This window comes from Clostridium sp. 29_15 (assembly GCF_001916075.1).
In the GTDB taxonomy this organism is placed as follows: Bacteria; Bacillota; Clostridia; order Clostridiales; family Clostridiaceae; genus Clostridium; species Clostridium lentum.
The window spans coordinates 44,080-65,374 of record NZ_MNRT01000021.1 but is presented as its reverse complement, the minus strand read 5'-3'; the positions used below and the strand labels follow the sequence as shown (position 1 = coordinate 65,374).

18 protein-coding genes, 2 tRNA genes, 1 pseudogene, 1 riboswitch and 2 other annotated features are annotated in these 21,295 nt (G+C 31.0%); of the genes and pseudogenes, 2 read left to right on the top strand and 19 right to left on the bottom strand.

Annotation, left to right across the window (positions count from 1 at the left end; genetic code table 11):
* Nucleotides 1-21: 21 nt before the first annotated feature.
* Both BHW04_RS03560 and BHW04_RS03555 read right to left on the bottom strand, forming a co-directional pair.
* A tRNA-Gly gene (locus BHW04_RS03560) sits at nt 22-97 on the bottom strand.
* 5 nt (nt 98-102) lie between these two features.
* Nucleotides 103-187, bottom strand: a tRNA-Leu gene (locus tag BHW04_RS03555).
* A gap of 106 nt (nt 188-293) precedes the next feature.
* Nucleotides 294-507, top strand: a binding site (T-box leader).
* Between the two features lie 66 nt (nt 508-573).
* Here BHW04_RS03555 and thrS point away from each other — a divergent pair.
* Nucleotides 574-2,505, top strand: coding sequence for a threonine--tRNA ligase (thrS, locus tag BHW04_RS03550; protein WP_186835013.1), 1,932 nt, complete (start codon nt 574-576; stop codon nt 2,503-2,505).
* Nucleotides 2,506-2,609: 104 nt separating this feature from the next.
* Here the strand turns inward: thrS and BHW04_RS03545 are convergent, their stop codons facing one another.
* From BHW04_RS03545 to BHW04_RS03535, 3 genes are all read right to left on the bottom strand, one after another.
* Nucleotides 2,610-3,296: a YjjG family noncanonical pyrimidine nucleotidase gene (locus BHW04_RS03545; RefSeq protein WP_302630702.1), complete on the bottom strand. Its 687-nt coding sequence runs from the start codon at nt 3,294-3,296 to the stop codon at nt 2,610-2,612.
* Nucleotides 3,297-3,474: 178 nt separating this feature from the next.
* On the bottom strand, nt 3,475-4,047 hold the full coding sequence (locus BHW04_RS03540) for a 5-formyltetrahydrofolate cyclo-ligase (protein ID WP_302698901.1): 573 nt from the start codon (nt 4,045-4,047) through the stop codon (nt 3,475-3,477).
* A 286-nt stretch (nt 4,048-4,333) separates the two neighbouring features.
* Nucleotides 4,334-4,666 (bottom strand): DUF1540 domain-containing protein, encoded by a 333-nt coding sequence (locus tag BHW04_RS03535; protein ID WP_302630704.1) that lies wholly within the window; start codon nt 4,664-4,666, stop codon nt 4,334-4,336.
* A gap of 186 nt (nt 4,667-4,852) precedes the next feature.
* On the opposite strand from BHW04_RS03535, the gene BHW04_RS03530 reads away from it, so the two are divergent.
* A complete protein-coding gene (locus BHW04_RS03530; protein ID WP_302698899.1) occupies nt 4,853-6,493 on the top strand; it encodes a glutamine--tRNA ligase/YqeY domain fusion protein in 1,641 nt (546 codons plus the stop codon).
* 8 nt (nt 6,494-6,501) lie between these two features.
* Here the strand turns inward: BHW04_RS03530 and BHW04_RS03525 are convergent, their stop codons facing one another.
* The 14 genes and pseudogenes from BHW04_RS03525 to BHW04_RS03460 form a co-directional block, all read right to left on the bottom strand.
* Complete coding sequence (locus tag BHW04_RS03525) at nt 6,502-6,666, bottom strand: hypothetical protein (protein ID WP_022212044.1); 165 nt, start codon at nt 6,664-6,666, stop codon at nt 6,502-6,504.
* Nucleotides 6,667-6,842: 176 nt separating this feature from the next.
* Entirely contained in the window at nt 6,843-7,010 is a 168-nt protein-coding gene (locus tag BHW04_RS03520; RefSeq protein WP_022212043.1) for a hypothetical protein, read from the bottom strand.
* Between the two features lie 269 nt (nt 7,011-7,279).
* Nucleotides 7,280-8,933: pseudogene (gene gltX / locus BHW04_RS03515) on the bottom strand (glutamate--tRNA ligase).
* A 61-nt stretch (nt 8,934-8,994) separates the two neighbouring features.
* Nucleotides 8,995-9,180 (bottom strand) — a binding site (T-box leader).
* A gap of 170 nt (nt 9,181-9,350) precedes the next feature.
* Nucleotides 9,351-10,655 (bottom strand): NCS2 family permease, encoded by a 1,305-nt coding sequence (locus BHW04_RS03510; protein WP_022212041.1) that lies wholly within the window; start codon nt 10,653-10,655, stop codon nt 9,351-9,353.
* 102 nt (nt 10,656-10,757) lie between these two features.
* A riboswitch (purine riboswitch) is annotated at nt 10,758-10,859 on the bottom strand.
* A gap of 149 nt (nt 10,860-11,008) precedes the next feature.
* Entirely contained in the window at nt 11,009-11,158 is a 150-nt protein-coding gene (locus BHW04_RS03505) for a hypothetical protein (RefSeq protein ID WP_022212040.1), read from the bottom strand.
* Nucleotides 11,159-11,174: 16 nt separating this feature from the next.
* The gene (locus tag BHW04_RS03500; protein ID WP_302623235.1) at nt 11,175-11,489 is read right to left on the bottom strand and encodes a heavy metal-binding domain-containing protein; all 315 of its coding nucleotides are present in this window, start codon (nt 11,487-11,489) and stop codon (nt 11,175-11,177) included.
* A 199-nt stretch (nt 11,490-11,688) separates the two neighbouring features.
* Nucleotides 11,689-12,693: a ketol-acid reductoisomerase gene (gene ilvC / locus BHW04_RS03495; RefSeq protein WP_302630707.1), complete on the bottom strand. Its 1,005-nt coding sequence runs from the start codon at nt 12,691-12,693 to the stop codon at nt 11,689-11,691.
* 16 nt (nt 12,694-12,709) lie between these two features.
* Nucleotides 12,710-14,386, bottom strand: coding sequence for a biosynthetic-type acetolactate synthase large subunit (gene ilvB / locus BHW04_RS03490; RefSeq protein ID WP_302630708.1), 1,677 nt, complete (start codon nt 14,384-14,386; stop codon nt 12,710-12,712).
* A 93-nt stretch (nt 14,387-14,479) separates the two neighbouring features.
* A complete protein-coding gene (gene ilvD / locus BHW04_RS03485; protein ID WP_302698896.1) occupies nt 14,480-16,138 on the bottom strand; it encodes a dihydroxy-acid dehydratase in 1,659 nt (552 codons plus the stop codon).
* Nucleotides 16,139-16,150: 12 nt separating this feature from the next.
* Nucleotides 16,151-17,230 (bottom strand): 3-isopropylmalate dehydrogenase, encoded by a 1,080-nt coding sequence (gene leuB, locus BHW04_RS03480; protein WP_302623239.1) that lies wholly within the window; start codon nt 17,228-17,230, stop codon nt 16,151-16,153.
* A gap of 74 nt (nt 17,231-17,304) precedes the next feature.
* Nucleotides 17,305-17,793 carry a 3-isopropylmalate dehydratase small subunit gene (gene leuD, locus BHW04_RS03475; protein ID WP_022212034.1) on the bottom strand — a complete coding sequence of 163 codons (489 nt, stop codon included), beginning with the start codon at nt 17,791-17,793 and terminating at the stop codon, nt 17,305-17,307.
* Between the two features lie 15 nt (nt 17,794-17,808).
* Complete coding sequence (gene leuC / locus BHW04_RS03470; RefSeq protein ID WP_302630711.1) at nt 17,809-19,068, bottom strand: 3-isopropylmalate dehydratase large subunit; 1,260 nt, start codon at nt 19,066-19,068, stop codon at nt 17,809-17,811.
* A gap of 457 nt (nt 19,069-19,525) precedes the next feature.
* On the bottom strand, nt 19,526-20,869 hold the full coding sequence (gene glmM / locus BHW04_RS03465) for a phosphoglucosamine mutase (protein ID WP_302630712.1): 1,344 nt from the start codon (nt 20,867-20,869) through the stop codon (nt 19,526-19,528).
* Nucleotides 20,870-20,987: 118 nt separating this feature from the next.
* A complete protein-coding gene (locus BHW04_RS03460; RefSeq protein WP_022212031.1) occupies nt 20,988-21,290 on the bottom strand; it encodes a YerC/YecD family TrpR-related protein in 303 nt (100 codons plus the stop codon).
* Nucleotides 21,291-21,295 lie beyond the last annotated feature (5 nt).

Here is a 21,295-nt window from a genome sequence, read left to right as displayed (position 1 = left end):
ATCAATTTTCAATTATAAAAATGGAGCGGTAAACGGGACTCGAACCCGCAACGTCCACCTTGGGAAGGTGACACTCTGCCAATTGAGTCATTACCGCTTAAATGGTGCAGGTGAAGGGAGTCGAACCCTTACACCGATTGGCGCTAGATCCTAAGTCTAGTGCGTCTGCCAATTCCGCCACACCTGCTTGATATTTTAATTTTACTATTTTTTGTAAATTAATGCAATATTTATTTTAACAAATTTTCAATATTGACATAATTTAATTTGCTACATATAATAATCTTAAATATAAAAATACTATGATGAGAAGAGTAAACTAAAGGTATATTTCCAGAGATAATCTGCAATAGCTGGAAGCAGATTTAAATGAAATTAGTTGAAAACTAACTCGGAGTGACTCTAATCCAGTCCGTTTGTCATCACGTTACGATGATTCTTAAGTGGCCTATTATTTTAGGCAATTAAGGGTGGAACCACGGGAATATATATGCTCTCGTCCCTTTTCTATACGAAAAGAGACGATGAGCTTTTTTTATTTTAAAAAATACATAATGAAAGGACGAAAAAAAAATGATTAAAATAACTTTAAAAGATGGATCAGTTAGAGAAGCTGCTAAAGGTTCATCAATCTTAGATGTTGCTAAATCAATCAGTGAAGGTTTAGCTAGAAATGCACAATGTGGAAAAGTAAATGGAGAGGTTAAAGATTTAAGAACTATTTTAAATGAAGACTGTACTCTTGAAATTTGCACATTTGATAGCAAGGAAGGAAAAGATGCTGTAAGACACAGTGTTTCTCACGTATTAGCTGCTGCTGTTAAGAGATTATTCCCAGAAGCTAAAATAGCTATTGGACCATCAATTGAAAATGGATTCTATTATGACTTCGATACTGAAAAAGCTTTTTCAGCTGAAGACTTAGTTAAAATAGAAGATGAAATGAGAAAAATAATCAAGGAAAATCCTGCTATAGAAAGATTTGAACTTCCAAGAAACGAAGCTTTAGAACTTATGAAGGATGAGCCTTACAAAGTTGAATTAATCAACGACTTAGCTGAAGATGAAATAATATCATTCTACAAAATAGGTGATTTTACAGATCTTTGTGCTGGTCCTCACGTAATGTCATTAAAGAATATAAAAGCTATTAAATTACTTAGAAGTGCTGGTGCTTACTGGAAAGGTGACGAAAAGAATAAGATGCTTTCTAGAATTTACGGTACTGCATTCTTAAAGAAAGCTGATTTAGATGCTCACTTAGAAGCATTAGAAGAAGCTAAAAAAAGAGATCATAACAAATTAGGTAGAGAACTTGGAATCTTCACAACTGACGAAAAGGTTGGTCAAGGTTTACCACTATTCATGCCTAAGGGAGCTAAGATATTCCAAACTCTTCAAAGATGGATTGAAGATGAAGAAGAAAGAAGAGGCTATGTTTTAACTAAGACTCCTTTCATGTCTAAAAATGATTTATTTAAAGCTTCAGGACACTGGGATCACTATAAAGATGGAATGTTTGTTTTAGGTGACGAAATACAAGATACTGAAGTTATGGCATTAAGACCAATGACTTGTCCATTCCAATTTACAGTATACAATGCAGAACAACACAGCTACAGAGACCTTCCAATCAGATATGCTGAAACTTCTACTCTATTTAGAAAAGAAGCTTCAGGAGAAATGCATGGTCTTATAAGAGTAAGACAATTTACATTATCTGAAGGACATATAATCTGTACTCCTGAGCAATTAGAATCAGAATTTAAAGAAGTTATTGATTTAATTAACTATGTTATGAGTACTTTAGGAATTGATGGAGATATATCTTACAGATTCTCTAAATGGGACCCAAGCAACACTGAAAAGTACATCAATAACCCAGAAGCTTGGGAAGCTACTCAAAACCAAATGAGAACCATATTAGATCACTTAAATATAGATTATGTTGAAGCTGAAGGTGAAGCTGCATTCTATGGACCAAAGCTTGATATCCAATTCAAGAACGTTCACGGTAAAGAAGATACTATCATCACAGTTCAAATTGACTTTGCTTTAGGTGAAAGATTAGGAATGTCTTACATTGATAAAGATGGTAACAAGAAAACACCATTCGTTATTCATAGATCATCAATTGGCTGCTATGAAAGAACTATTGCTATGCTTATAGAAAAATATGCTGGTGCGTTCCCAACTTGGTTAGCTCCAGTTCAAGTTAAGGTATTACCTTTATCAGATAAGTACAATGACTACACTGCTAAAGTTGTAAGTGAATTAAGAAACAATGGAATCAGAGTTGAAGCTGACTACAGAACTGAAAAAATTGGTTATAAAATTAGAGAAGCTAGACTTGAAAGAGTTCCTTACATCTTCGTTGTAGGTGAAAAAGAGGAAGCTAACAACGAAGTTGCTGTAAGAAGCAGGAAGAACGGAGAAGAAGGTCCAATAGCTTTAAATACTATTGTTGCTAGAATATCTGATGAAATAGCTAAAAAAGAACGTTAATTTTAAACTTAATAATACATTTGATGCAACAAAAGTAGAGTTTCAATAACTTTAAATTATATAAAGGATGAGATTCAATATATCTGTATCTCATCCTTTAGGTTTTATTTTAATAATTCTCTAAGCTGAAATAATGATTTAATTTCATATGTAGGCTTAATATTTGTGTTATTAATATATTCATTTGGATTATACCAACATGTATCAATTCCTGCATTTATACCACCTTGTATATCTGAAGTAAGGCTATCCCCCACCATTAATACTTTTTTCTTATCATGATAATTTATTTTATCAAGAGCATGATGAAATATTTCTGCATTTGGCTTCGATATAGCAACTTCTTCAGAAATTATTATATCCTTAAAGTATTTTGCTATTTTAGATTTTCTTATTCTCTTATCTTGCACCTTAGTAAGTCCATTAGTAATAATTATTAACTTATACTTGTCCTTAAGTTCTTCCAATAGTTTTATACTTTCATCATATAAAAAGGAAGCTTCTGATAAATGATTAATATATAACTCTGCTAACTTATATTCATCTAATTTAATTGATAATTTATCTGCTAATCTTCTAAATCTTTCTACCTTAAGCTTTTCCTGAGTTATAAGTCCCTCTTCAAATTCTCGCCAAATCTTTTTATTAATTTCATGATATATTTTAAAATGATAATTTTCATCATATTCTATTCCAATATCAATCATTGCTTTTCTAAAAGCTTCTCTCTCTGACTTTTTAAAGTCAAACAAAGTCTCATCTGCATCAAATAATATTACTTCATACTTCATTTCTTTACCTCCAGCATTTTCTTATTTTATTATTTCACCATAATAATTTATAATACTTTCTTCTTATAGAATAAAAAAAGGGCTATTGCACTAAATAATTAGTGCACAGCTCATTTTTGTTAAAAAAATAAATCGAAAGTTTTATCAATTGAAACTTACTTAATTATATATATAGAATTTATTCACAATATTTTTTTATAATTTTTTTTGTATTTATTATAAAATCAACTTTTATATCATGAAAATCACTTTCTATCTTTTCCAAAATCTGCTCTTCATAAGCTAAAGCTACCTTTTTTGCTTTAAAAATATTTTTTTCTAAATACTTATCGTAGTATCCACCACCATAACCTATTCTATTTCCATTTTCATCAAACGCCACTCCTGGCATTACAATTATATCAAAATCATTGGCTATTTTATCTTTATCCACATTTATAGGCTCTAATATTCCATAGTTGTTCACACTTAATTCAGTAAGACTGTGGATTTTTACAGCTATCATTTCTTTTTTCTTCATATCTATTTTAGGTACATATATATTTTTCTTATCAATTATTGCTTTCTTAATAATTTCATGAGTATTTACTTCAGAACCAAAACTTACATATATAAATATATCTTTAGCTTTTTTGTATAAATCACTATTTATAAAAATATTATATATAAGCTTATCCTTTAAGATTCTTTTTTCATTACTCATATTATTTCTCATATTTAATATTTCTTTTCTTACTAACTTTTTTTCCATATTTACCCTCACTCATTTTATGCAAATAAAATTACATTCAATAATTACCATATCCTTTTCTCTATAAGCAATCTAGTTAGTGCTTGTCCTACCATTACAAAACTATTAGTCAAATATTCGTACTCAATATCACTAAATATATAATTATATCAATTAAACCATGAATATAGCTACGCTAATTCAATTACTAATAATTCATTTAGAATTTAATTAGGTTTTATATTAGCTATAAACCTACTTAGTCAACGAAGTGTTTAATTAGCGTAGCATTAACTTCTAAAATAATTTAGAATTTTGGAACAAAGGTGTTGCACTCTGTCTTAGAAACAGATGAAACTGGGCCTCCAGCTATACTTATTGACTCTGCTCCGCACATTCCTAGTTCATTGTATACACAATTTACAGCTTCACAATTAACTGGCATAGCAGCCTTTGGTTCTTCTGCACTATTTAAAAATTCCTTTGTTTTTTCAATAAAGCTTTCACAACATGTAGTTTCACTTACAAAAGCTTGACTTCCACCTACTTGTATACCATCTTTACAACAAAGACTATTCTTATTATGACCACAAGTAGTAACATTACACATTAAATTTGGCATAAAATCACTCCTATCCATTACTAAATTCCACCTATTTATTTTTACAATTTCTTTCTTTATTTATACATAAATCAGTCTTTTAATGTTTTTCTTTATTTTTTCTGTATATTAGATTAAAATTATTATTAATAGTAAACTATGTTAATAGGGTAAATTTATATATTTTTACTTAATTAATAAATAAACTTTGAGCGAGGTAAAACAATGTCAAATGAAATTAATTCTTCTAATTTTATAAGAAATATAATCATTAATGACTTAGAGAGTGGAAAACATAATGAGATAATCACTCGTTTCCCACCAGAGCCAAATGGTTATTTACATATAGGTCATGCAAAATCTATATTATTAAACTTTGGTTTAGCTGAAGAATTCCATGGTAAAACACATTTAAGATTTGATGATACTAACCCTGTAAAGGAAGATACAGAATATGTTGAATCTATTAAAGAAGATGTTAAATGGTTAGGTGGAAATTGGGATGCTTTATTCTTTGCATCTGATTACTTTGATACTATGTATGAAAAAGCTGTTCTTTTAATTAAGAAAGGATTAGCTTATGTATGTGATCTTACTCCAGAAGAAGCAAAAGCATATAGAGGATCATTAACTGAACCTGGTAAAGAAAGCCCATATAGAAATAGATCCATTGAAGAAAACCTAAATTTATTCGAAAGAATGAAAAATGGTGAATTCAAAGATGGAGAAAAAGTTCTTAGAGCTAAAATAGATATGGCTTCTCCAAACCTTAATATGAGAGATCCAATAATCTATAGAATTGCACATGCAACTCACCATAATACAGGAGACAAATGGTGTATCTACCCAATGTATGACTTTGCTCATCCATTAGAAGATGCTATAGAAGGAATTACTCACTCTATTTGTACGTTAGAATTTGAAGATCATAGACCTCTTTATGACTGGGTTGTAAGAGAATGTGAAATGGAATGTGTTCCTAGACAAATTGAATTTGCTAGATTAAAGAGAAAGCTTAAGCAATTAGTAGATGAAGGTGTTGTTGATGGCTGGGATGATCCAAGAATGCCTACTATTTCTGGTCTTAGAAGAAGAGGATGTACTCCTGAAGCTTTAAGAAACTTCTGCTCAGCTATAGGTGTTGCTAAAGCAAACTCAACAGTTGATTCTCAAATGCTTGATTACTTTGTAAGAGAAGACTTACAAATGAAAGCACCAAATGCTATGGCTATCCTAAATCCTTTAAAATTAGTTATCACTAACTATCCTGAAGGACAAACTGAAATGCTAGAAGTAAGCAATAATGCAAAAGATGAATCTTTTGGTAAAAGATTAGTTCCTTTCTCAAGAGAATTATACATTGAACAAGAAGATTTTATGGAAGTTCCAATAAAAAAATACTTTAGATTATTCCCTGGAAATGAAGTTAGATTAATTGGTGCATATTTTGTTAAATGTACTGATGTAATCAAAGATGAAAATGGTAATGTACTTGAAGTTCATTGTACTTACGATTCAGAAACTAAGAGTGGTTCAGGATTTACAGGCAGAAAAGTAAAAGGAACTATCCACTGGGTAGATGCTAAAAATGCTATTCCTGCTGAATTTAGATTATATGAACCATTAATCTTAGATGCTGCAGAAGGAAATGAAGGAAAACACTTCTTAGAACAAATAAATCCTCATTCAATAGAAATATTAGACGGATTTATTGAGCCAACAGCTATTAAGAATGCTAAACCTCAAGATAAATTCCAAATGGTAAGAAACGGTTTCTTTAATGTTGATCCTAAATATACTACAGCTGAAAAGTTAGTTTTCAATAGAATAGTATCCTTAAAATCTTCTTTTAAACTTAATAAATAAGTGGAGAATTATCTCCACTTATTTTCTATATTTATTCTATCTTCATAAAAACCATAATCATCACTATAGTCATTTAAAAAATTTGTATCACAATCTATGTCCCAATTATTTGCTCGTATATTATTAAGCTTCAATAATGCACTTTTCTTTATGCCTTTCTTTTCATTAGTCATCTTTCTTATTCTTCTCCTTTCTAATTTTTAGTTATATATAGTTTTAGTTTTTCTACTATTTTTATTCATTTAAAAAATGAGCTACATGAAGCTTTTCTTTCCAATAATAGTTTATTGGTTGAAAACTTCATATAACCCACTTATAAAATGGTATTTTTCTGTCCAAGTCTCTTTACTTATTTATGCTCTTCGTTACATTCACATACACAACTTCCTCTGCTGGCAGTTGTCCATTGATTATTTGTCGCACTCTTTTTTGCCTTTTGGCCGCATCCGCAGCCATGGCCCTCCACTGATGTTGATGACAGTTCATGATTACAGTGACATTTTTTAGATTTGCTCATACTTTTGCCCTCCTATAAACTATCTTTTATTTTTGCAATACTATAGCCAGTCCAAAAACTCTAGTTATAGCATTGCTCATTAAATTTTCTATTCAGTTGTTAAGACTCTTAGGACTATCGACTAAAGCAACATCCTATCCTTAAGTCATTACTATTGTGTGCTTTTTAGACAAACTCTATACCTGATTTTATTATGAAGAACAGTAATTAATTAGATACTTATGAAATATGAGTGATTAAAGATTAAGTTTGGAACAAACCTTTATTAATTATAAATTTAAAAACTTGTTGAATCTTTCTCTAACTTTTTCTTCACCCATAATTTGCATTATAGTATAAAGGTCTGGAGTATTTGTTCTATGTGCTAAAGCAGTTCTTACAGCACCAGCAACATCAGAAATCATTCCTTTATAATTTTCTGGGTTTGCTTTATATTCTTTTCTATTAGCACAGTATCCAAGCTCAGCTCCTATTACTTTTAATTCTTCAAACCATTCTTCTTGGCTTCCAACATTAAATGTAAATTTTTTAGCATATTCTTCAATTATAGCCTTAGCATTTTCTAATGATAAATTCTTTGGTAATTCTACTTGCTCTACAGTTTCCTTGTAGAATAATTCATCAAAGAAGTAGAATATCTTATCTTTAACTTCATCCCACTTTGCAAAGTCTTTTCTTGGTTTTGGGCCTTCTTTATCTATATTAAATATTTCTCTTGCCATAGCTTCATTTGAAGTTACTAAGTTATACATTTCTTCATCATATTGTTTAGCCCATGCAGTATATTGTTCATATACTTTGTCTGCTGACATTCTAGCTATAACATCTTTAGAAACGTCATTTAATTTAACTAAATCAAATAATGCTCCACTCTTACTCATTTTATCTAAATGAACAACAAACTCATGGTAATCAGCACATGTATTTTCAGCTCTCCATTCTTCATAACTTGAATTAACTATGTTTAATAAGTATTCAATAACACATACTACTGGATATCCAACTTCATTGTAGTAAGAAACAGCTGCTTCAGCATCTTTTCTCTTAGAAAGTTTTCTCTTAGATCCACCTTCTTGTTTCATTATTGTTGGAATATGAGCATAGTTTGGTCTTTCAAATCCTAATACTTCAAATAATTGAACGTGTATTGGAAGTGATGATAACCACTCTTCTCCTCTTATTACATCTGTAGTTCTCATTAAATAATCATCTATAGCATGTGCAAAGTGATATGTTGGAAGTCCATCACCTTTTATAAGAACAACATCTTGATTGTTTTCAGGGAATGATATATCACCTTTAATTAAATCATGAAATTCTACTCTATTTTCAATATTTCCTGGTGATTTTAATCTTAATATATAACTTTCACCATTGTTTATTCTTTCAATAGCTTCTTCTTCAGTTATATTTCTATATTTAGCATATTCTCCATAGTATCCTGGAGTTATTTTATTAGCTATTTGCTCTTCTCTTAAAGCAGCTAATTCTTCTGGAGTACAAAAATCTGGATATGCTAAACCTTTTAATAATAAATCTTTAGCAAAAGTTCTATATATTTCAGCTCTTTCACTTTGTCTGTATGGACCATATTCACCTTTTGAAGTTTCTTGGCCAGTCATTCCTTCACTGAAGTCCATTCCAAAATTGTGCATAGTTGTAATTGTATCTTCAATGGCACCTTCAACTTCTCTCTGTATCTTCTATTCTTAAATAGAAAACACCTTCACTTTGACTTGCTAATCTTTCATTAATTAATGCAGCAAAAACTCCTCCTATATGTTGGAATCCTGTTGGTGATGGTGCATATCTAGTTACTCTAGCACCTTCTTTTAAGTTTCTCTTTGGGTATTTTGCTATATAATATTCTCTATCATGTTCAACATTAGGAAATATTATTTCAGCTAATTTTTCAAATGACATAATGTTATTCTCCTTATCTTTTTTTTTGTTAAAATATAAAAAAGTCTTTCATCCCATTAAAATATAGGACGAAAGACTTACTTCCGCGTTACCACCTAAATTGGTTAATAAAAATTAACCCACTCAAATACTTATTTAATTTTATTGCTCCAAGGTTTCCTTCAATAATTTTAAATTTTAGGCTCACACCATTCCTAAATCGCTTTAAATTAAACTTCTATTTACTGCTCCTCTTCAGCGCAATTACTATTATCATTTTTTGCAAATTACAGATTAATTATACAGATTCAAATTATTATTGTAAAGTATTTCTCTTATGTATAAAACTCTTAATATATATTTTAATAATCAAAAATAAATTGAGCTTAAACTATCTCTGTTATTGATAATTTAAGCTCAATTTTTATAAACAAAACTCTATCTTATAGCAAAATATATTACAAATAATAGTGCTAATACATACATTACTGGATGAACTTTTTTAGTTTTTCCTTTAAATATCATCAAAATAACATATGTTAAAAATCCGCAAGCAATTCCTTCACCAATGCTATATGTTAATGGCATTAATAAAATAGTTAAGAATGATGGAATAGCTATTTCTGATCTTTCCCATTCTATTTCCTTAAGTGATGAACACATTAATGATCCAACTATAATAAGTGCTGGAGCTGTAACTGCTGAAGTTATTACTGTAAGTAATGGTGAGAAGAATAATGATACTAAGAATAATCCTCCAACTACTACACTGGAAAATCCTGTTTTTGCTCCAACAGAAGCTCCTGATAATGATTCAACATATGATGTTGTATTAGTTGTACCCAATATTGATCCTATACATGTAGCAATTGAGTCAGCTAACAATGCTTTTGAACCATTTTCTATAGAACCATCTTTTTTAAGAAGTCCAACCTTTGAACCGACAGCCACTAATGTTCCTGCTGTATCAAAGAAATCCATAAATAAGAAAGTAAATATTACTAGAATCATTTCTGGATTAAATATATTTCCTAAGTTCTTAATAGCAGCTCCAAAAGTAGGTGCCATTGATGGTGGCATTGATATTACTGATGTTGGTATATCAATAAGTCCTGTTATCATACCCACAATTGCTGTTAACCCCATACCTAAGAAGATTGCTATTTTAGAACCTCTAACCATAAATATTGAAATTGCAATAACACCAAATATAGAAAGTAAAACTGTAGGATCTGTTAAATCACCAAGACCTACAAAAGTTGCTGAATTAGCTACTACTATTCCTGCATTTTTTAATCCTATAAAAGCAATGAATAATCCTATTCCTGCACTTACTGCAAACTTTAAGTTAGTTGGTATAGCTTTAATAATCATTTCTCTTAAACCAGTTGCTGATATTATTAAAAATATAATTCCTGAAGCTAATACACCTGATAGTGCTATCTCCCACTTAATACCCATTCCTAAACATACACTATATGCAAAGAATGCATTTAAACCAACACCTGGTGCTAATCCCATTGGAAAATTCGCGAATATTCCCATTATTAGTGTTCCTAAAGCTGCTGCAAGTCCTGTAGCTACAAATACACTACCTTGTGGCATACCAGCCTCTGCAAGTACACTAGGAATTAAGAATAACGCATAAGCCATTGTTAAAAATGTAGTTATACCACCTATGGTTTCACTTTTAAAATTTGTTTCTTTTTCTTTGAATTTGAAATAGTTTGATAAGAATTCCATCGTTTGTTCCTCCATGCATTTTCTTTACAACCGAATATCGCATGATATGAGGAAAAAGATATGTATTATATTAATAGAATTTATACTGTATGTACTTATATATAAATATTAAATCCATATCGTAGTCAAATCATTTATGGTGATTTGGTAGAGACTCCCGGACCATATTTCCGGCATTATACGAACATTCGATTGTAATTTACTATAAAACATATGATAATATATTTTTTACAGCTTGTCTACTTGTAATTTTATACTTTTATTACTTTATGTGAAAAAAGCATTAGATGTTAAATATATTTTAAAATTCTAATGACTTTTTACATGATAATTTCTTATATTATTTATTATAATTAGTATTCTTTATACTTCTTATGTTTTTCTTTTTCTATCTTTTTTTCTTTAATCCTACTTACTATAGCCCATATTATCATTGCTATTGATCCTATAGCTGTAAGTATCCAAAACCCAACGTATAATATAATCATCAATGTTATATTCAAAATAAATTACTCCTTTTTATTCCACTACTACTGCTGTACCATAAGCTACCATTTCTGCTGCTCCTGCTGCTATAGCAGAAGACATTAACTTCATTCCTATAATTGCATTAGCTCCCATAGCTTCTGCCTCATCAACCATTCTTCCAATAGCTATTTGTCTTGCTTCTGTAAGCATATCATTATATCCTGACATTTCCCCACCTACAAGATTTTTAAAAGAAGCAGTTATATCACGTCCAATGTTTTTACATCTTACAGTACTTCCTTTTACTAATCCTTTAACTTCTTTAATTTCTTTTCCTGGAACATTTTCTATTGTTAATATTATCATAATAATTACCCCTTTATACATTGTTTAAATAACTCTTTAAGAGTTATTTAATAATATTTAATATGATAATATACTATATCTTAAAAATTGTCAATAATCTTTTTCCAGTTTTTATTTAAAATAAAAAAGGGACTGTCCCACTATGAACAGACTGAACAGACCCTTCTCACTTTAATTTTTAATTTTTCATTTTTAATTATTAATCTAATTTCTTACTGTCTATCCAAGACATCATTTCTCTAAGCTCTTTACCTACTTTTTCTATTGGATGCTCTGCTTCCATTCTTCTCATAGCATTAAATGTAGGTCTACCAACTTGATTTTCAAGAAGCCATTTCTTAGCAAATGTTCCATTTTGAATTTCAGTTAAAACTTGTTTCATTTCCTTCTTAGTTTCATCAGTAATTATTCTGCTTCCAGTTACATAATCACCATATTCAGCTGTATCAGAAATTGAATATCTCATGGCAGCCATACCACCTTGATACATTAAATCTACAATAAGCTTCATTTCATGCATACATTCAAAATAAGCATTTTCTGGTGCATATCCTGCTTCAACTAAAGTTTCAAAACCAGCCTTAATTAAAGCTGTGATTCCTCCACAAAGAACTGCTTGTTCACCAAATAAATCTGTTTCTGTTTCATCTTTAAATGTAGTTTCAAGAACACCAGCTCTAGCTCCACCTATACCATTTGCATAGGCTAATGCTAAATCCTTAGCCTTTCCTGAATAATCTTGCTCTACAGCTATTAAACATGGAACACCAGATCCTTCGGTATAAGTTTTTCTTACCATATGTCCTGGTCCTTTTGGAGCTATCATAAATACATCAACGTTTGAAGGTGGTACTATTTGCTTAAAGTGAATATTAAATCCATGAGCAAATACTAAAGCATTTCCCTCTTCCAAGTATGGTTCAATTTCTTCTCTATATAATTTTGCTTGCTTTTCATCTGGTACTAATATAATTATAATATCAGCATTTTTAGCTGCCTCTGAAGTTGTAGTAACTTCTAATCCTGCTTCTTTTGCCTTATTCCATGATTTGCTCCCTTCATATAATCCTACAATTACATCTACTCCACTTTCATGTAAATTTAATGCATGGGCATGTCCTTGGCTACCAAAACCAATTACTGCTATTTTCTTTCCTTGCAATAATCCTAAATTAGTATCCTTCTCATAAAACATCTTTGCCATTTTTATACCCTCCAATTTATAATTTAATATCCTCTTTACTGATAATTTCATTTATTGGTGCCCCTGGTGCAACCATTGGGAACACCATATCATCACTATTAATTTTGTAATCTATAATTACAGGTCCATCAGTGGCTAATGCTTTTTCTAATATCTCCTGTAACTCTTCTGGTTTTTCTACCCTAAAACCATTTCCTCCAAAAGCTTCTGCCAATTTTACAAAATCAGTTGCTCTATTTAATGTTGTTTCAGCATATCTACCTTCATAAAACAAGCTTTGCCATTGTCTGACCATTCCTAAAGCATTATTATTCATCACTATTACTTTTATAGGAAGCTTAAAATTAACTGCTGTGGCAAATTCATTGCAATCCATACCAAAGCTACCATCTCCAGCAATATTGAATACTACAGCCTTAGGATTTCCCATTTGTGCACCAATGGACGCACCCATTCCAAATCCCATAGTTCCAAGTCCACATGAACTTATAAATGTCCTTGGCTTATAAAATTTATAATTTTGAGCTGTCCACATTTGATGTTGTCCAACTTCTGTGGTAATAATAAAATTACCATTATTCATTTTATTTAATAAAGTAAATAAATATTCTGGTGTAAGTACTCCTTCTTTCACTACTTCCTTATTATTTAATGCTTTAAGTTCATTCATTTTATTTATCCATGCTATATTTTCTTTTTCATTTATCATAGGAAATAACTTTTTTAGAACTTCCTTTATATCACCTACAATATATGAATCTACTTTAACGTTTTTATTTATCTCTGTAGGATCTATATCTATTTGGATTATTTTAGCATTCTTTATATGGTTTTTATGACTTATTACCCTATCACTAAATCTTGCTCCTAAAGCAATAATCAAATCACAACTGGTAGCCAAAAGATTTGAAGCTTTAGTACCATGCATTCCAATCATTCCTGTATATAATCTATGATCATTAGGAATAGAGCCTATTCCCATAAGACTGGTTGCAACTGGTGCGTTTATTTTTTCTGCCAAAACTAAAACTTCTTTTTCTGCATTTGAACTTAATATTCCTCCTCCTGCATAAATAAAAGGATTCTCACTCTCATTGATTAATTGTGCAAACCTCTCTAGAGAGTTTATATTTATATGCTGTAAACTTTTTTTTCTATTTTTAGGCTCCATCGTTATATAATTATACTTTTCTGCTGTTATATCCTTAGGTATATCAATAAGTACTGGACCATGACGTCCTGATGAAGCAATATAAAAAGCCTCATTAATTATTTTTTGTAGATCCTTTATATCTTTAACTATATAATTATGCTTAGTTATAGGCATTGTAATACCTGTAATATCCACTTCTTGAAAACTATCTTTACCAAGTAAAGGCCTCGTAACATTACCTGTAATTGCAACCATTGGTGTTGAATCCATATAAGCTGTAGCAATTCCTGTAACCAAATTTGTTGCTCCAGGCCCTGATGTTGCTATACATACACCGACCTTACCTGTTGATCTAGCATATCCATCAGCTGCATGAGCTGCACCTTGTTCATGGCAAGTTAAAATATGCCTTATTTTATCGTTTTTCTTAAATAATGCGTCATATATATTTAAAACTGCCCCACCTGGATAACCGAATACAGTATCAACGCCATTATCTATCAGCGAATTCACCAAAATTTCAGCACCAGTCAATAACACATAAATCGCCCCCTTTTTAATTAAACGACAATCTAATTAACACTTCGTTAATGAATGCTGACTCTAATTAGTGTAACAACATTTACTGTTTAATTATTTATAAACTGCTCCTGTGTTTGCTGAACTTACTAGCTTAGCATATCTTGCAAGATATCCCTCCTTAATTTTAGGTTCAACTTTTACAATATTCTTCTTTCTTTCTTCTAGTACATCTTTATTAACTAATAATTCTAACTTACCACTATTTATATCTATTGAAATTATATCACCATTTTCTACTAGAGCAATTACTCCACCTTCTGCTGCTTCTGGAGATACATGTCCTATTGATGCTCCCCTTGTGGCTCCACTAAATCTTCCATCTGTAATAAGCGCAACCGATTTATCAAGTCCCATTCCTGATATAGCAGATGTCGGTGAAAGCATTTCTCTCATACCTGGTCCACCTTTTGGTCCTTCATATCTTATTACAATAACATCTCCTGCCACTATCTTATTATTAAATATAGCTTCTACAGCTTCCTCTTCTGAATCAAATACTTTAGCTGGCCCTTGATGAACTAACATTTCAGGAAGTACTGCCGATCTCTTTACTACAGCTCCATCCACTGCTAAATTTCCTCTTAATACAGCTATGCCACCTGTTTTGCTATATGGTCTTTCCACATGCTTTATTACATCATAATTCAATACTTTTTTATCTTTAACATTTTCACCTATGGTCTTTCCTGTAGCTGTAATACACTCTAAATCTATTAAATCTTTTTTACTTAATTCATTAATAACTGCAGATATTCCACCAGCTTCATATAAATCTTGAATATGAATATTCGATGCTGGTGCTAACTTACAAATATTAGGAACTTTTGATGACATTTCATTAATAATATCTAAATTCATTTGTAGTTTTGCTTCATTTGCTATAGCTGTTAAATGTAATACACTATTGGTTGAACATCCTAAAGCCATATCTACAGCAAGTGCATTTTTAATTGATTTTTCATTTACTATATCTCTTGGTTTTATATTATTTTTTAATAAATTCATAACTGCCATTCCAGCATGCTTGGCAAGTATTATTCTTTCTGAATATACAGCTGGAATAGTTCCATTGCCTGGAAGCCCTAATCCTAAAACTTCTGTAAGACAATTCATTGAATTAGCTGTAAACATTCCTGAACATGAACCACATGTTGGACATGACTTACATTCCAATTCTTTTAATTCTTCTTTAGTCATTTTTCCACTTTCTACAGAACCAACTGCTTCAAATAGTGTTGATAATGATACTGCCTCACCTTTATATTTACCTGCTAACATTGGCCCTCCACTAACAAATACTGAAGGTATATTAAGCCTTAATGCAGCCATTATCATTCCTGGTACTATCTTATCGCAATTAGGAATAAATACTAAAGCATCAAAACCATGAGCTTTTACCATACACTCAACACTATCTGCTATTAACTCTCTTGTAGCCAATGAATACTTCATACCTTCGTGACCCATAGCTATTCCATCACATACTCCTATGGTTGGAAATACTAATGGGGTTCCTCCACTGATAAGTACACCTTTTTTAGTTGCTTCAACAATCTTGTCTAAATTAATATGTCCAGGTATTATATCATTTTGTGATGTTACTATTCCTATAAGTGGTCTTTCTAGTTCCCGATCACTTAATCCTATTGCCTTAAAAAGAGCCCTATGAGGTGCTCTTGTTATCCCCTTCTTAACCATATCACTTCTCAATTATATTCACCTCTATATCTTGCTTAATCTTTCAATAACTAGCTGTCCCATTTTTCTTGTACCAACGAGTCTTGTACCTTCACTATAAATATCCTTAGTTCTATAACCATCTTCCAATACTTTAACTACAGAGTTTTCAATGGCTTGGGCTTCTTCTTCTAAATCTAAGCTATATCTAAATATCATAGCTACCGATAATATTGTTGCTAAAGGATTAGCTATATCCATACCTGCAATATCTGGTGCTGAACCATGAATAGGTTCATACATTCCAAGCTTTCCCTTACCTAAAGATGCTGATGGCAACATTCCTATAGACCCTGTTATCATTGAAGCTTCATCTGATAAAATATCTCCAAACATATTGGAAGTAACTATCACATCAAATTGTGCCGGATTCCTCACAAGCTGCATTGATGCATTATCTATATACATATGATTTAGTTCTACTTTCTTATATCCCTTAGAAACTTCAATTACTGTTTCTCTCCATAGCCTTGAACTTTCTAAAACATTAGCCTTATCAACACTGGTTACCTTCTTATTTCTCTTCATGGCAGTTTCAAAAGCAATCTTAGCAATTCTTCTTACTTCTTCTTTATTATATTTTTCTGTGTCAAAAGCAGCTTCTACACCATCTTCAAGAAATCTTCCACGGTTACCAAAATAAATTCCTCCTGTCAGTTCTCTTACTACAACTATATCTATTCCATCATTAATTAGTTCTTCTTTTAATGGTGATGCTATTTTTAAAGGATTATACAAAAGAGCTGGTCTTAAGTTACAGTAAAGGTTTAATCCTTCCCTTAAACCAAGTAAAGCTTGTTCTGGTCTTACTTTAGCAGTAGTATTATCCCATTTATACCCTCCTACAGCCCCAAGTAATACCGCATCACTACTTTGACAAATCTTTAATGTTTCATGTGGCAAAGGGACTCCCACTTCATCAATGGCACATCCCCCTGCTAAAGCGTATTTTATTTCAAATTTATGATTAAATTCTTCTCCAATTTTATCTAATATAAGTACAGCTTCTCTAACAACTTCTGGTCCTATACCATCTCCTGGTATTGCTACTATTCTATAATTCATAAAAAAAGCCCCCTTTTTTAAATGAAAAATAAATAATTAAAATGAAAAATTTTATTATTCATTATTCTAATTTTTCATTTTAAATTTTTAATGTAATTAATAAGTCCATTGCTATTGATAATGTTTTGCATGAATTCTGGAAAAGGTTCTCCTTTGTAGTTTTCATTTTTAGTAATATTTTTGATTACTCCACTGCTAAAATCTATTTCTAATTCATCCCCATCTTCTATTGCTTTTGCCGCTTCATCACACTCAATAATAGGCAATCCTATATTTATTGAATTTCTAAAAAATATCCTAGCAAAAGTAGATGCTATTACACAGCTTATTCCACTTGACTTTATAGCTAGCGGTGCATGTTCTCTAGATGAACCACAACCAAAATTCTTTTTTGCTACAATTATATCCCCATTATTAACTTTCTTTGTAAAATCTTTATCTATATCTTCCATACAGTGGCTTGCCAGTTCACTATGATCTGCTGTATTTAAATATCTTGCTGGTATTATTACATCTGTATCTACATTATCACCATATTTAAAAGCTCTGCCTCTTGCTTTCATTTAATAACCCCCATTTTACAACAATTCTGGATTTGCTATCTTACCTCTAATTGCTGAAGCTGCTGCAACTGCTGGACTTGCTAAGTATACCTCAGATTCCACATGCCCCATTCTTCCAACGAAATTTCTATTAGTTGTTGATACTGCTCTTTCTTCCTTTGCCAATATACCCATATACCCCCCTAGACATGGGCCACAAGTTGGCGTAGAAACTACAGCACCTGCTTCTATAAAATCCTTTATGAGTCCTTCTTTCATAGCTTCAAGATATATATTTTGTGTTCCTGGGATAATGATGCATCTTATACCCTTATGAACCTTTTTGCCTCTTAATATCTTTGCTGCTATCCTTAAATCTGAAAGTCTTCCATTAGTACATGATCCAATAACAACTTGGTCTATCTTTACTTCCCCAACTTCATCAATAGTCCTTGTGTTATCTGGCAAATGTGGAAATGATACTGTTGGCCTTATCTTTGATAAATCAATTTCATAAACAGCTTCATATTCAGCATCTTCATCTGCATTAAACTCCATCCACTCTTTTTTAGAGTGTTCTTTCATATATTCTATGGTTTTTTCATCTACTGGAAATATTCCATTTTTTCCTCCAGCTTCTATAGCCATATTACATATAGTAAACCTATCATCCATTGAAAGATATTTTATCCCTTGGCCTTCAAATTCCATAGACTTATATAATGCACCATCTACTCCTATTCCCCCAATTATATGAAGTATTATATCTTTTCCACTTACCCATTTTCCTGGTTTACCATTTAGTATAAACTTAATAGCTGATGGAACTTTAAACCAACATTTCCCTGTAGCCATACCTGCTGCCATATCTGTTGAACCTATTCCCGTTGAAAAAGCACCTAATGCCCCATATGTGCAAGTATGTGAATCAGCCCCTATAACTACATCACCTGCAACCACAAGTCCTTTCTCTGGCAATAAACAATGTTCTATGCCCATCTGCCCAACTTCGAAATAATTACTAATCTTTTTATTCTTTACAAATTCCCTCACTAATCTACACTGCTCTGCTGCCTTTATGTCCTTATTAGGTGTAAAATGATCTGGCACAATAGAAATTTTATCCCTATGAAAGACATTATCTAAGCCTAATTTTTCAAACTCATTAATAGCTACAGGCGAAGTTATATCATTGCCTAAAATCATATCTAATTCTGCTTCAATAAGTTGTCCACTTCTAACGCTTTCTAACCCTGCATGCTTAGCTAAAATTTTCTGTGTCATGGTCATTGCCATATTATTGCCCCCTTTTTCACTTATTATTTATCTCAGCTCTTTTTTCAGCATCAGCACTTACCTTGATTAACACTAACTCTCTATAAACTGAATTATTATACTACTTTATAACTTACACCGCCGTAACTTTTTATATTATTTTACTGTATTTTAAAAATTTTACTCTCTATTCTATAGCAAAGTCAATAATATTAGCTTTTTTTTTCATTTTATTAATATCTAGCAAAAAGATTTTATTATTATTAATAGTTTGTTAAAAAATAAAGACTATTCTTAACTCTTTACCATCGCAATATCTCCAATTTTATTTTATTAATAATCGCTTTCATATTTTATTATTATTTTAAAAATACTCTTTTCTACAATTTTTCATACTTTACAATAAAAATATTATCATGTAAATTTATATGTAAAAAAAAGCGAAAGTAGAATTTTCTACTTTCACTTTCTAATATTTTTATATTTTACTTAATATTAAATTAGCTATACTATGAGCCATTTCGTTAATTTCTTCTTGATTTTCGCCTTCAAGCATAACTCTAACTAATGGTTCTGTTCCAGAAGGTCTTATAAGCACCCTTCCTACTCCATTTAATCTATCTTCAACTACTTTTATAGCTTCTACTACTTCTTCATCTTCTAAATATATATTTTTCATATGATTAGGTACTTTTGCATTTACTAATACTTGTGGTAGCTCCTTCATTATGCTTGCAAGCTCACTTAAAGTCTTATTCTTTTCTTTAACAACTTCTGCCACTTTTAATGCTGTAACTAATCCATCACCAGTAGTATTATGGTTTAAGAATATAATATGACCTGATTGTTCTCCTCCAAGAACATATCCATCCTTTAACATTTCTTCAAGAACATATCTATCTCCAACTTTAGTTTTAAATGTTCTTATTTCCTCTGCTTTACAAGCAATGTCTAATCCTAAATTACTCATTACTGTAACAACTAAAGTATCATCTTTTAATTGTCCTTTTTCTTTTAAAGCCTTCGCACAAATAGTTAATATAAAATCTCCATTAACAAGGTTTCCATTTTCATCCACTGCTAAGCATCTATCTGCATCTCCATCAAAAGCAAATCCTATATCACATCTTTCTTTAACTACATATTCCATTAAAGCTTCCGGATGAGTAGATCCACATTTTTCATTGATGTTTGTTCCATCTGGAGTATTATTGATTACATGCACTTCTGCTCCTAAACTTTTAAAAGCGTTTACTGCAACTTCATAAGCTGCTCCATTAGCACAATCTAAAGCAACTTTTAATCCTGCAAGTTCAGTTGCTATAGTTGATTTAGCATGTTCCATATATTTATTTATGCCTTCTGCTTCAAAGTGGCATTTTCCTAAATCTTTTCCTATTGGACTAGGTACCCCTACAAATCCATCTTCTATTGTTTTTTGTATCTTATCTTCTAATTCATCCGATAACTTATACCCTCTATTATCAAAGAACTTTATACCATTATATTCAACAGGATTATGAGAAGCTGAAATCATTACTCCTGCATCTGCATTGTACTCTCTAGTTAAATATGCAACTGCTGGTGTTGGAACTATACCTATCATCACTGCTTCTGCTCCAACTGAAAGAATCCCAGCTACTAATGCTGCTTCTAGCATATCTCCTGATACTCTTGTATCTTTTGCTACTAATATTTTTGGTTTATGAGTTCCTTCTGTTAATACAAAAGCTCCTGCTCTACCTAAATTATATGCTAATTCTGATGTTAGCTCAGTATTAGCTATACCTCTAACACCATCTGTACCAAATATTCTACTCATACAAATACCTCTACTTATCTTATCTATTTAATATAATTAACAAATATCGATTTTTACTACAATAATTATTGTAGCTATTATAGTATATATCCTATGCAATTTTTTTACAAGAATCTAACTACTTACTTTTTGGATAAAGCCTATCTAGCACTAGATTATAGCCTTCCTCTCCATAATTTAAACACTTATTAACTCTACTTATTGTTGCTGTACTAGCACCTGTAACTTCTGCTATTTCTGTATATACTTTCTTTTCCTTTAACATCTTTGCAACCTGCATTCTTTGCGCTAATGATTTTAATTCATTAATTGTTGCTATATCTTCAAAAAATTTATAACACTCATCTTCATTTTCTAATTTTAAGATAGCTTTAAATAATATATCTAATTCTTCTTTAAAATCTGTATTTTTAATGCTCATTATTC